This window comes from Nitrosomonas mobilis, from assembly GCF_900103035.1.
GTDB classification, from domain to species: domain Bacteria; phylum Pseudomonadota; class Gammaproteobacteria; order Burkholderiales; family Nitrosomonadaceae; genus Nitrosomonas; species Nitrosomonas mobilis.
In genome coordinates, this window is record NZ_FMWO01000044.1 from 49,500 (window position 1) to 61,936 (window position 12,437).

Annotated in this window: 11 protein-coding genes and 1 pseudogene; 3 read left to right on the forward strand and 9 right to left on the reverse strand. The window is 46.8% G+C overall.

Annotated elements, in window-relative coordinates; all coding sequences use genetic code 11:
- Positions 1–127: 127 nt before the first annotated feature.
- Positions 128–304: pseudogene (locus NSMM_RS16990) on the forward strand (transposase); the annotation flags it as partial.
- Between the two features lie 35 nt (positions 305–339).
- On the opposite strand, the gene gshB reads toward NSMM_RS16990, so the two are convergent.
- Together gshB and gshA are read right to left on the reverse strand one after the other, a co-directional pair.
- On the reverse strand, positions 340–1,302 hold the full coding sequence (gshB, locus tag NSMM_RS05500; protein WP_090285411.1) for a glutathione synthase: 963 nt from the start codon (positions 1,300–1,302) through the stop codon (positions 340–342).
- The gene (gene gshA / locus NSMM_RS05505) at positions 1,302–2,606 is read right to left on the reverse strand and encodes a glutamate--cysteine ligase (protein WP_090285413.1); all 1,305 of its coding nucleotides are present in this window, start codon (positions 2,604–2,606) and stop codon (positions 1,302–1,304) included. The genes gshB and gshA overlap by 1 nt, the downstream gene beginning before the upstream one ends.
- 249 nt (positions 2,607–2,855) lie before the next feature.
- On the opposite strand from gshA, the gene serB reads away from it, so the two are divergent.
- The gene (gene serB, locus NSMM_RS05510) at positions 2,856–3,686 is read left to right on the forward strand and encodes a phosphoserine phosphatase SerB (protein ID WP_090285415.1); all 831 of its coding nucleotides are present in this window, start codon (positions 2,856–2,858) and stop codon (positions 3,684–3,686) included.
- A gap of 224 nt (positions 3,687–3,910) precedes the next feature.
- On the opposite strand, the gene NSMM_RS05515 is transcribed toward serB, so the two are convergent.
- The 6 genes from NSMM_RS05515 to NSMM_RS05540 form a co-directional block, all read right to left on the reverse strand.
- Positions 3,911–4,831 (reverse strand): fatty acid desaturase family protein, encoded by a 921-nt coding sequence (locus NSMM_RS05515; RefSeq protein ID WP_090285417.1) that lies wholly within the window; start codon positions 4,829–4,831, stop codon positions 3,911–3,913.
- Between the two features lie 346 nt (positions 4,832–5,177).
- Positions 5,178–6,200, reverse strand: a complete 1,023-nt coding sequence (locus NSMM_RS05520) for a PstS family phosphate ABC transporter substrate-binding protein (RefSeq protein WP_090285419.1) — start codon at positions 6,198–6,200, stop codon at positions 5,178–5,180.
- A gap of 129 nt (positions 6,201–6,329) precedes the next feature.
- Entirely contained in the window at positions 6,330–7,697 is a 1,368-nt protein-coding gene (gene glmM / locus NSMM_RS05525; protein ID WP_090285421.1) for a phosphoglucosamine mutase, read from the reverse strand.
- Positions 7,698–7,771: 74 nt separating this feature from the next.
- Positions 7,772–8,602 (reverse strand): dihydropteroate synthase, encoded by an 831-nt coding sequence (gene folP / locus NSMM_RS05530; RefSeq protein ID WP_090285575.1) that lies wholly within the window; start codon positions 8,600–8,602, stop codon positions 7,772–7,774.
- 67 nt (positions 8,603–8,669) lie between these two features.
- Positions 8,670–10,592: an ATP-dependent zinc metalloprotease FtsH gene (ftsH, locus tag NSMM_RS05535; RefSeq protein WP_090285422.1), complete on the reverse strand. Its 1,923-nt coding sequence runs from the start codon at positions 10,590–10,592 to the stop codon at positions 8,670–8,672.
- Positions 10,593–10,801: 209 nt separating this feature from the next.
- Complete coding sequence (locus NSMM_RS05540) at positions 10,802–11,425, reverse strand: RlmE family RNA methyltransferase (protein WP_090285424.1); 624 nt, start codon at positions 11,423–11,425, stop codon at positions 10,802–10,804.
- A gap of 35 nt (positions 11,426–11,460) precedes the next feature.
- Between NSMM_RS05540 and NSMM_RS05545 the strand changes: the two genes are divergently transcribed.
- Positions 11,461–11,850: a YhbY family RNA-binding protein gene (locus NSMM_RS05545; protein ID WP_090285426.1), complete on the forward strand. Its 390-nt coding sequence runs from the start codon at positions 11,461–11,463 to the stop codon at positions 11,848–11,850.
- Positions 11,851–11,863: 13 nt separating this feature from the next.
- On the opposite strand, the gene greA is transcribed toward NSMM_RS05545, so the two are convergent.
- Positions 11,864–12,340: a transcription elongation factor GreA gene (greA, locus tag NSMM_RS05550; RefSeq protein WP_090285428.1), complete on the reverse strand. Its 477-nt coding sequence runs from the start codon at positions 12,338–12,340 to the stop codon at positions 11,864–11,866.
- Between the last annotated feature and the right edge of the window lie 97 nt (positions 12,341–12,437).

Sequence of the window (12,437 nt, forward strand, 5' to 3'; positions counted from 1 at the left end):
TGAGTCGCGCAGTCGACTAATGACGACAGATCGGGAAAGTATGCGCAACCATCACAAGCGCTAACGCAAAGGCGGGCGGCAACAGCTCAACATCAATAGTGTCATCGATTGCAGCGACCTCAGCTCCATTGTTCGCTATGACAACGCCCGTTACTCCCATGCCCAGCTAGTGAAGAACTACCTGGCGAATTCCAGAATCAAACTGGTTTTCCTGCCGCCTTATGCGCCGAACCTTAGCTTGATCGAGCGGTTCTGGAAATTTCTCAAGAAAACCATACTGTACGGGCACTACTACGAAACCTTTTCCCAATTAAAAACAACGTGCGGCACACCTATATTTTATGCTTTACGCTCACGGATGCTACTCTCCAGTGCATCAATCATCAACCCCCCCACGTTGATGCCGCTCTGTGCGGTAATCTCCTGCATCCCAGTGGGACTGGTAACATTGATTTCCGTCATATAATCCCCGATCACATCCAGTCCGACCAGCATCAGTCCACGTTGATGCAGAATTTCACCAAGTGTTTCGGCAATCTCCCAGTCGCGCGGTGATAAAGGCTGCACTATTCCCGTTCCTCCGGCGGCAAGATTGCCGCGTGTTTCTCCTGGTTTGGGTCTGCGTGCAAGCGCACGTGCGACGGGTTTACCGGCAATCAACAATATCCGCTTGTCACCATCCACGATCTCCGGGATGAACCGCTGGGCCGTGATGGTACGCGTACCGTAGTGGGTGAGTGTTTCGATGATCACGCCAATGTTGTGATCGGTGCTGTGCACGCGAAAAATACTGGCACCACCCATGCCATCGAGTGGTTTGAGAATGATGTCTTTATGTTCCGCCAGAAAATCACGGATGAGCGCTTCCTGGCGCGTAACCAGAGATGGCGGAATGAACTGCGTGAATTCCATGATGGCAAGCTTCTCATTGTGATCACGGATTGCCCGAGGACGGTTGACCACAAATGCGCCCTGCTTTTCGGCCAGCTCCAATAAATAAGTGCTGTAGACATACTCCATGTCGAATGGTGGATCCTTACGCATTAGCACCACATCAAATTCTGCCAGCGCCAGTTCCTGGCCTTCGTCCTGCTGATACCAGACATTGCCATTCATGGGAGGATCGATGAAATTGAGTTTGCGAGCAAGCCCCAGAATCGCCCCCCCTTTCCAGATAATATCTCTCTGTTGCAGCACATAAAGCTGATGCTCCCGGGCATCCGCCTCGCGCATCATCGCGTAACTTGAATCCTTTTTCGGATTCATAGTATCGAGTGGATCGAGGATGAAGGCCAGTTTCATCAGGTTGTGGTAATCGACAGTACCGCGGTCTGCTGTGCGTAACGTTCCAGTTCAACAGCGGCAGCCAGCAGCGCCAATCTGGCAATAACCCCGTAGGCATAAAATCGATTGGGGATTGCATCCGGATCGGCAGTGCGATCTGGCTGAACGCAGGTAGTATCAAATGCCAGTGGTTCAAAATGCATGCCCGGTGCATTAAGGTTTTCGTCGATGCCACGACCAGTGTGGACCCGGTAAAACCCACCGACTACATAGCGGTCGATCATATAGATGACTGGTTCAGCTACAGCCTGGTTGATGCTCTCGAAAGTATATACGCCTTCCTGTACCAGCACATTACTGACCTGCAGACCTTCTTTGACCGTGGCCATCTTGTTACGCTGCTTGCGGTTGAGCTGATAAACCTCACTGCTGTCCTTGACACTCATGATTCCCATGCCGTAAGTCCCGGAGTCCGCCTTGACAATAACAAACGGTTTTTCCTTGACACCGTACTGTGTATATTTTTCCTGAATCTCACGCAGAATTTCGCCAACTGCCACAGCTACGCAATCTTCTCCTTTTTTCTCGTGAAAATTGACCTTACCGCAAGAGGTAAAATAAGGATTGATCAGCCATGGGTCAATGCCGATCAATTCGGCAAAATCCTGTGCCACCGCATCGAAAGCACTAAAGTGTAAAGATTTTCGACGCGTTGCCCAGCCCGCATGCAGCGGTGGCAGAATAATCTGTTGCAGATTCTGCAGAATATCGGGCACTCCACCCGACAGATCATTGTTGAGCAAAATGGCGCAGGGATCGAAATTTCCAGTACACAGTCGGTTGCCACTGCGTTTTATCGGCTCCAGCAACAGCATATCGCCATTGGGCAAGGTGATCGGAGTAGGTTGAGTAATTTCCGGCAACAGCGAGCCAATGCGGACATTGAGCCCCGCCTGCTGCATGATCGCCTGCAGCGTGACAACATTCTGCAGATAAAAGGTATTACGGGTATGATTTTCAGGGATCAGCAGAATATTGCTCGCATCCGGACAAATTTTTTCGACCGCGGCCATCATCGCCTGCACGCACAACGGGATAAATGCCTGATTCAGATTATTGAATCCACCTGGAAAAAGATTGGTGTCCACCGGAGCAAGCTTGAAGCCACTATTACGCAGATCAACTGAGCAATAAAAAGGAACAGCATGTTCAACCCACTGCTTGCGCAACCAATGCTCAATTGTCGGCATGGCATCGAGAATACGTTTTTCCAGATCAAAGATGGGACCGCTTAAATCAGCGGTCAGATGAGGTACCGGCATATCGGAGTAATAGAAAGTTGATTCCCGCGATTATAGCATTCGCTGCCAGGGAAGCCTCAATTGCCGAGGATAGTTACAAGGAGCGTAGATGAAGATCGCTAAATTATATTAATTGATTAATTGGCAAACGCTATTAGCTCTCCCCGCGTAATGTCGGACGGGTACAATATACTGATTTATACAAATTCAGGCCGTGACCGCATTGACGGTTGCGGATGTTAATTGATTTATTACCTTTAACTAAATGATATGAATCTGATTATTCAAGGAACTGAAATAGAAAATAGCGATTTGCGGGCGGTGGCGAAACTTGCTGGGGCGAGTCAGATCGAGCGCATTACAGGCGAAGCATTCCGGATGCTCGATGCTGAGCCGCATCCAGAAATTGAGTCCTTTTGCGAAGAAACAGCGCTCGACTTTGCATTCGTGGTGCCGGGGAAAAAACTGACTGATTTCGGTCTGGTAGCGATGGATATGGACTCAACGCTACTGGCGATCGAGTCCATCGATGAAATTGCCGATCTTCATGGAGTCAAGGCCGAAGTTGCCGCAATCACGCAAAGCACCATGCGTGGTGAGATCAATTTTGCGGAAAGTCTCACCCGTCGCGCTGCCTTGCTTAAGGACCTGCCAGAGAACGCACTGCAAAGTGTTTATGATGAACGCCTCCGGTTAAGTGCTGGAGCGGAAAAAATGCTGCAACGTATGCAATCAGTAGGGATAAAGACGATGGTGCTTTCTGGTGGTTTTACTTTTTTCACCGAACGGATCAAAAAGCGCCTGGGACTGGACTATGCTTTCGCCAATACGCTCGATATTCAGAATGGCAGGCTGACCGGGCATGTGCTGGGCAATATAATCGGCGCAACCGGCAAGGGCGAGATTCTTGAGCAGGTACGGAATGAACTAGGGCTGTCCAAAGAACAGGTAATTGCTATCGGTGATGGTGCGAACGACCTCAAAATGCTGGGTGCGGCAGGTGTAGGCATTGCTTTTCATGCCAAGCCGGTATTGCAGGCACGCGCTACTTATTGCCTCAATCATGTCGGACTGGACGGCGTGCTGAATCTTTTTGAGTAATCTTTATTCCGGGAAAACTGCCTGTTCATCGCGGGCTGGCCACACCCGCTCTGGTTTTTATGACATGACAGTTACCCGGCGCGAATACGGTTGTCTGCTGATTTTCAGGTAATATTTTGACTAGTTAGTCGGCCAGGCTCAGATTGACGAGGTCGGTCTTCATTTTAAGTACTGATGTAAACCGAATATCGTAGAGTTCACCAAGAGGCAAGTCGCGAAAACATTTACTCCTTGTCAAAGCGATTCTGCCTCATTTTTTGGATTTCGGGTCCACGCTTAAGTGCATCAAAGAAAATCGAAAAATAGCTATGAGCAATCAGTGCACCACTGAGCTCGATTTCCGGCAGCATCAATATGTGAAGTTTTTTGAGGTTGTACCATGGCACGCCTGGGTAGGCATGGTGGCCAATATGATAATTGATGTTATTCCAGAAAAATGCATTTGCCTGGTTGCTGATGATTGTTCGGGTTCCAATCAGCGGTCCGGCATCCCATGGACAGCCATAATGTTCCGCAATAAAACGAATACTGTTAAAAAAACCGAAAAAAATGAGTGGCCAGAACCATAGGGCAAACACCTGATCTGCCATTCCATGCGAGGCTGCCCAATGAAACAAACCCCACATCACCGAGATGTGCAGCGCTATTTCGAGCCAATGGAACAACGCTTTTCTACCACGCAGGGCTTGCAACGGAAAAATCAAAGTAAACTGAATCGCAGTTAAAAACACGCCGACCAATGCGTAAGCATAAAAGAGAATAAAATCTCCTATCCCGCGCTTTCCCATTGTAAATGCATCCGGATCCTTTGGAGTACGGTTGTATCGGTGATGCTGAAGATGATCTTCCTTGAAAGCGGTAAATGAGATGATGAGCGGAATCATCGCAAAAACACCAAATATCCAGTTTTTCCAGCGAACTTTAAATAAGGTGTTGTGCGTACAATCATGCATGAAAGTAACAATACCCATCTGCATGTAGCCCATTGCCAAATAACACAGCCAGGTTAGCACCCAGTAGTCTGTATGCCAGGCAATTACACCCAGCGCGCCCCAGATACCGTAGAAAAAAGGAATTTTCAGATTGGGAGCCCAGCGATGCTGGTACAGTTGTCTTAATTCCGGAGAGCGAATGGTTAACGTCATATATAGAAGAACGAGTTACCCCATCCCGATTCAAAAAGAGATATTACCGTACAATGCTTGATGAGAAATGCAATTTCTTTGTTAAGCCAATCAATGTATACCTCTTATGAAAAAAAATTTGTTTTAAATTAATGTGTTAAGGTTATTAATAGAATGGCCATATCTCTTCATGCTACTGCTTGGCCGACCAGGTAAAAACAGTTCACCTGTTAGGCAAAAACTAGCCGGTTACGAAGATTCATACCCTCCGCGCTCCTGAATGCGGCAGCAGCATGCCTTTTGAAGATACGACGCCCACCAAAACGACCAGCAGTACCTGCGGCCTCGGGATAAAAAATAACGATTTTTAGTGTGTCCTGGATTTGGTAAATAGTTCCTCGATAGTCAGACTAATACTGGCCTCACCACCAAATACTGTTCCCAGTACGTTATCCTGCATATGTTTCAGGTTGAGTTCGTAGAACTTATTATCCAGTGGAAAATATTTTACTTCCGTGACTAGTTCAGGCGCATTTTTCATATAAAAGTTTACAAATTCCCGAACTTCTGGCTTCCGGGTAGATTTGGCGCTGACATAAATGAAAATTGGCCGTGACAAAGGAACATAACTTCCATTCTGCACAGTCTGCATGGAGGGAATAACACTGTCTTCTCCATTATTAATCGCAACCGCCTTTACTTTTTTTTGATTTTCAATGTAGTAAGCAAAGCCAAAAAATCCAAGGGCATAAATATCACTGGCAACACCCTGCACAAGCACGTTGTCATCTTCGGAAGCAGTAAAATCACCTCGACTGGATTTAGCTTTCCCAACAACAGCTTCAGTAAAATAATCAAAGGTTCCAGAATCTGCACCCGCACCATACAAATTCATTTCTGCATCAGGCCAGGCGGGATTGATCTGTTTCCAGCGGGTGATAGTTCGTTGTGCCGATGGCTCCCACATTTTTTTAAGTTCTGCGACCGTTAATGACTGGATCCAGTTATTTTTGGGATTGACCACCACGGTTAATGCATCAAACGCAATGGGCATTTCTATAAAATCAATCCCGTTACTTTTGCACTCTTTGATTTCTGAATGCAGAATGGGTCGAGAAGCATTCGATATATCAGTTTCACCTCGACAAAATTTCTTGAACCCCCCGCCTGTACCGGAAATTCCAACGGTAACCCGTACCGCCCCTTTTTTATCAATCTGAAAATCCTCGGCAACTGCTTCCGTAATTGGAAATACCGTGCTTGACCCATCTATTTTAATAATAGGTTTTGCGTAACTACAATGACTGGCAAAGCTGATCGCTAGAAAGCTGACTAAAAATGCAAAAATACGTCCATTATTTTTTCTCGATACCAGTAAAAATTTTTGCATGTTAATTACCCTTGTTTTTTAAAAATTAAAATCGAACTTTGTTTAGCCTGCAAGGCTAAACACCGCCAAGGTAAACACTTTTAGTTACAGTTATATGACTAACAACGGTTATTACTTTAGAAATGCTCTTTAGTGACTAATTTCTGCCTGATCCCGAATGATTTCAGCAAGCCTGTTTGACCAGTGCTCGATCTGCTCTTGAATCTTGCCTTCAACCATGACTCTGATTAGAGGTTCGGTTCCCGATGCACGTAGCAGAATGCGACCATCATTGCCTAAAGCTTGCTCAGCTTGACACTTTATCTTAAGTACAGCCTCATTGCGGTTAAAATCAAATTTCCTCTGAATCGGCACGTTCAATAGCCGTTGTGGAAAGAAATGGATATTCTGCATGAATTCAGCAAGTGTCAATCCGGTATCCCGCAAGGCATAGAGGACTTGCAGAGCCGAAATGATGCCATCTCCAGTTGAATGCTTATCATGGCATATGATATGCCCTGAATTTTCACCACCCAGATACCAATTGTTTTGTTCCAATAACGCCGACACATAGCGATCGCCTACATTGGCTCTGGCAAATGGAATACTGAGCTCTGCAAATTTTTGCTCAATGGCAAGATTGGTCATGAGCGTACCGACAACCCCACCCTGCAGTGTACCTAACTGTTGTCGGTGCTTTGCAATAATGTAGAGCAAGCTATCGCCATCAAATATTCGCCCGGTATGATCCACCATCATGACCCGGTCACCATCACCATCGAGCGCAATACCCAAGTCGGCCTGATGTTGAGCAACTGCATCCTGCAATGCAGCAATATGGGTGGCACCGCAGTCAAGATTGATATTGAGGCCATTCGGCGAAGCAAAAACAGTTACCACATCGGCGCCCAACTCATGGAATACCGAACCGGCGATGTGATACGTCGCACCATGAGCACAGTCCACCACAACTTTCAATCCACGCAAGTTGAGCTGATAAGGAAAAGTACCCTTGCAAAATTCTATATATCTGCCAGATGCATCCTTGAGACGCTGCACTTTACCCAGTTTTGCCGATAGCATGGTTTCAATCGGGATATCGAGGGCGGCTTCGATCTTTAATTCCATTTCATCCGGTAGCTTGGAGCCTGTTGCCGAAAAAAACTTGATACCGTTATCGTCGAAGGGATTATGTGAAGCAGAAATAACCACGCCCGCCTGAATACGCAGCGCACGCACAAGATAGGCAACGGCGGAAGTTGGCATCGGGCCGGACAACAAGACGTCTACACCTGCAGCAGAAAAACCCGCCTGGAGGGCAGATTCCAGCATGTAGCCAGATATTCGCGTGTCTTTACCGATCAATATCGTCGGTCGCTCATTTACGGGCGGCTGCCAGTCAGTTTCACGCAGGATTTTGCCAGCAGCATATCCCAGATGAAGTATAAACTCTGGTGTTATCGGCGATATGCCAACCTTTCCGCGTATACCATCCGTACCAAAATATTTTTTTTTCATTTTATGTAAAAATCTAGAAACCAAAGAATGGCTGGCTGAATGTCATTTGCTTAAAAGGCTACCGATATTGGTCTTCACATTGTATTTGCTGATTTTACCGCTTCCAGTACAGCAACCGCATCCCGCGTTGCTTTGACATCATGCACGCGTAATATTCTAGCGCCTTTGTCTGCCGCAATCAAAGCTGCTGCAATACTGGCATATTTTCGATCATCGACATCATTCCCCGTGATTGCACCCAGCATCGATTTTCTTGAAATACCGACTAAAACCGGAAAACCCATTGGCAAAAACTGATCAAGTTGATGCAATAGCATCAAGTTATGTTTCAGTGTCTTGCCAAAACCAAATCCGGGATCAATTATGATTCGTGTTGCAGCAATTCCAGCTAAAACCACAGCAGCCGCACGTTGCTTGAGAAATGCCCTGACATCGCTTATGACATCGTTGTACTCGGGGGCAACTTGCATGGTATCCGGTTGCCCCTGCTTGTGCATCAAACACACCATGGCTTGGCTGGCAGCAACGGTTTCCAGTGTCTTCGGTGTTTGCAAGGCGTTGACATCATTAATCAGGCTAATTCCAACCTGAATGGCCACCTGCATGATTTCCGGCTTTGTGGTGTCAATCGAAACAGGAATATTCTGTTTGACCGCATATTCTATAACTGGCATGACACGATGCAACTCTTCATGCGCATCAACTGGTCTGCTTCCAGGGCGAGTGGATTCTCCACCTATATCCAGTATGTCGGCACCTTCTACTATCAGCTGATTGATATGCTCTTTTGCTTGCGAGACCGTGGCATAGCGTCCACCATCAGAAAAAGAATCTGGCGTGACATTGACAACACCCATTATCAGATGGCATTTCTTGGCAAGAAGCGTTTGTAGTTGATTATTCATTAGAACAAACTTGAACGGCCTGAGCGTAACAATTACGCTCAGGCCGTTCAAGTTTAGTGACTATAAATTAAGCTTCTGCTTCTTGGGAGGATTTTTCAGCAACAGCGGGTTCAGCATCAGGCTGTTTCTCTTCTTCCGTCTTGGCAGATTTACTTTTATCCTCCGTCGGAGGTTGTGGCGCTTGTGGCGGACGAGGCGTGCGACCTTCCATGATATCCTTGATCTGGTCGCTGTTAATAGTCTCCCATTCAAGCAGTGCCTGCGTCATCGCTTCGATTTTATCCTTATTATCCTCAATCAATTTACGCGCGAGCGCATATTGTTCATCGATAATTCGGCGAATCTCGGCATCAACCTTCTGCATGGTTGCCTCACTGACATTTTTGTGTGATGTAACCGAACGCCCCAGGAATACCTCGCCTTCGTTTTCTCCGTAAACCATTGGTCCCATATTGTCAGACATCCCCCACTGGGTTACCATTTTTCGGGCGGTATCGGTTGCGCGCTCAAAATCGTTGGAAGCACCCGTAGTCATCTGGTTCATGAATACTTCTTCTGCGATTCTGCCTCCAAACATCACTGCCAGGGTTTGTAACAACTGCTCACGATCCATACTGAAACGATCCTCAGTGGGTAATTGCATAGTGACACCCAATGCACGACCGCGCGGAATGATGGAAACCTTGTGTACCGGATCAGTTTTGGGTAACAGGTAAGCGACTACTGCATGGCCAGATTCATGATAAGCAGTGTTACGGCGTTCACTTTCCGGCATAACCATTGAACGACGCTCGGCACCCATGAAAATTTTATCTTTAGCGCGCTCAAAATCTTCCATGTCTACCAGGCGTTTATTAGAGCGGGCTGCAAACAAAGCAGCTTCATTAACCAAGTTTGCGAGATCCGCGCCAGACATGCCAGGTGTTCCTCTAGCCAGGATATTTGCTTTGACATCCGGCGAGATGGGTACCTTGCGCATGTGAACCAGCAGAATTTGCTCACGCCCACGAATATCTGGCAAAGGAACCGTAACTTGCCGGTCAAATCGGCCTGGACGGAGTAACGCCGGATCAAGCACGTCAGGGCGGTTGGTCGCAGCAATGACAATAACTCCCATTGCACCTTCGAAGCCATCCATTTCAACCAGCAACTGATTCAGGGTTTGCTCACGCTCGTCATTGCCACCACCGAGTCCAGCGCCGCGCTGACGACCAACAGCATCAATCTCGTCAATAAAAATGATGCAGGGTGCATGTTTCTTGGCCTGCTCGAACATGTCACGTACCCTTGATGCACCAACACCTACAAACATTTCCACAAAATCAGAACCAGATATGCTGAAGAACGGTACTTTGGCTTCCCCCGCAATTGCACGAGCAAGCAAGGTTTTACCGGTCCCGGGATTCCCGCACATCAGAACACCGCGAGGGATATGCCCCCCAAGTTTCTGAAATCTCGTAGGGTCGCGAAGAAAGTCAACCAGTTCGGCAACTTCCTCCTTTGCCTCTTCACAACCGGCGACGTCAGCAAAAGTAGTATTATTGCTTTTATGATCAAGCATCCTGGCCTTACTTTTACCAAATGAGAATGCCCCACCGCCTTTGCCACCGCCTTGCATTTGCCGCATGAAAAAAATCCATACGGCAATCAACAATAACATTGGAAACCATGAAACCAGCACACTCATAAGCATGGAAGTTTCTTCTTCTGGCTTGGCTTCCACGATTACACCCGCTTGTAGAAGATCACTTACCAACCATGGATCCGATGGAGAAAATGTGATGAACTGACGTCCATCAGTTTTAGCCCCCTTGAGTGTACGACCATCAATAACGACTTTGGCAATCCTTCCCTGTTTCATTTCATTTATAAATTGTGAATATTCCAAGGGGGCTTGCGATGGCTGACGCGTAGTGAACTGGTTGAATACCGTCATCAACACCAGCGCAATTACCAGCCAGATGGCCATATTTTTAATTAAGTTATTCATATTAGCTCCTCAATGTATTCCCCGACAAAACCAGTTCCGGTTGTATCAGAAGTACTTGTAATTTATTCGTAAACATTGCTGTCTCAAATTTAAACAAACAAAGCGATACTGTTTTCTACCTTTACATTTATACAGCTTGCTACTTTCAAATATGCAAAAGCAGCCAAGTCAAGTTGACAACTATAACCATTTGCCGCACTTTTTGCAGTCTAACAGATTACTTTTCCTCGTCCCAGCAAATAAACCTCCTTACTGCGATCCCGTGAAGCCTTTGGTTTTACAGTAACAACCTTATCAAAACTGGCTTGCATCAATTGACGAAACGATTCAAAGCCGCTCCCTTGAAAAACTTTGACAAGAAAGCTTTTGCCAGGGTTCAAATGTGCATCACAAAACTCTAATGCCAGTTCTGCCAAATAGGCGCTGCGCGCCTGGTCGCTGACATGGATACCAGTAAGGTTCGGTGACATATCCGAGATGACCAGATCCACTTTCTTCTCCGCCAATGTTTGCTCAAGCTCAGTGAGTACTTTATTCTCTCGAAAATCCCCTTGAATAAAAACGACCCCAGGGATTGGCTGCATTGGCAAGATATCGAGTGCAATCACGCGTCCTTTCTGTCCAACTGCGCTTAATGCCACCTGTGACCAACTGCCAGGAGTTGACCCCAAATCAACGACGGTCATACCGGGTACGAACAACCTGTCTCGTGCGTCTATTTCCAGTAACTTATAGGCTGCACGCGAACGATAACCTGCCTGACGCGCCTGTTGGACAAAGCTGTCATTCACATGCGCAGCCATCCATGTCTTGCTGGTTTTAGCCGGTTTCATCAGGTAAAATTCACTATTTATCAGGAAACGGCCTTATGCTTGAAGAATTGGATACTGCGCAACGCCGGCTGCTTGCTGCCAGTGCACATCACCTTAATCCGGTTGTGATAATTGGTAAAGGAGGTCTGACGGAAGCGGTTATGAGCGAGATCAACCATGCTCTCACCAAGCACGAACTCATCAAAATCAAAGCGGCCGGAGACGATCGTGCAAAAAGATTGATATTATTGGAACAGATATGCCAATCGCTGAGCTGCACATCAATCACCAGCATTGGTAAAATTCTGGTGGTCTACCGTCGCAAACCTGAAGTCCAGAGTGACAATCCACTTGTTGCTGTCAAACGTAAATCCGTTAACCGCAAGAAACGAATTTCTCTAAGGCAATCACCTCTCACCTCAGCTAGCAAACGAAAAAACAAATAAACCGATTGTTATTTTACACATATCTGACATCGATAATTTCATATTCATGCACACCGCCGGGCGCGTTGACTTCAGCAATATCGCCCGGATATTTCCCGATCAGGGCACGCGCAAGCGGTGAACTGATTGAAATTTTTCCTGCTTTGATATCCGCCTCGTCATCACCGACGATTTGGTAAGTTACCTTGGTATTATTTTCCAGGTCATCAAGATCAATCGTGGCACCGAAGACACATGCCCCATCAGCATTCAGCGTCGCCGGATCGATAATCTGAGCGTTGGAAAGCTTGCTTTCCAGTTCGACGATTCGTCCTTCGACAAAACTCTGTTTTTCCTTGGCGGCATCATATTCAGCATTTTCGGAAAGGTCTCCCTGAGCTCGTGCTTCCGCTATGGCGGCAATAACAGCCGGGCGCTGAACTGTTTTCAGTTCATGCAATTCTTCGCGCAGCTTCTCGGCACCAGTGTAGGTAATTGGTATGGCATTCATCTTTTAGATACTCTTTTTTATAGCAAATGTTTAACAAAACCTGCTGATATGGCTATCCACAAGTTGCCGGGGGCAATCTACAACCATAGTCATTGTT

Bases quoted from the DNA above. Each gene is read 5' to 3' on its own strand.
- NSMM_RS05515 (WP_090285417.1), bottom strand. From the start codon at position 4,831: ATGACGTTAACCATTCGCTCTCCGGAATTAAGACAACTGTACCAGCAT.
- folP (WP_090285575.1), bottom strand. From the start codon at position 8,602: ATGAATAATCAACTACAAACGCTTCTTGCCAAGAAATGCCATCTGATA.
- greA (WP_090285428.1), bottom strand. From the start codon at position 12,340: ATGAATGCCATACCAATTACCTACACTGGTGCCGAGAAGCTGCGCGAA.
- NSMM_RS05545 (WP_090285426.1), top strand. From the start codon at position 11,461: ATGCTTGAAGAATTGGATACTGCGCAACGCCGGCTGCTTGCTGCCAGT.
- serB (WP_090285415.1), top strand. From the start codon at position 2,856: ATGAATCTGATTATTCAAGGAACTGAAATAGAAAATAGCGATTTGCGG.
- ftsH (WP_090285422.1), bottom strand. From the start codon at position 10,592: ATGAATAACTTAATTAAAAATATGGCCATCTGGCTGGTAATTGCGCTG.
- NSMM_RS05520 (WP_090285419.1), bottom strand. From the start codon at position 6,200: ATGCAAAAATTTTTACTGGTATCGAGAAAAAATAATGGACGTATTTTT.
- glmM (WP_090285421.1), bottom strand. From the start codon at position 7,697: ATGAAAAAAAAATATTTTGGTACGGATGGTATACGCGGAAAGGTTGGC.
- NSMM_RS05540 (WP_090285424.1), bottom strand. From the start codon at position 11,425: ATGAAACCGGCTAAAACCAGCAAGACATGGATGGCTGCGCATGTGAAT.
- gshA (WP_090285413.1), bottom strand. From the start codon at position 2,606: ATGCCGGTACCTCATCTGACCGCTGATTTAAGCGGTCCCATCTTTGAT.
- gshB (WP_090285411.1), bottom strand. From the start codon at position 1,302: ATGAAACTGGCCTTCATCCTCGATCCACTCGATACTATGAATCCGAAA.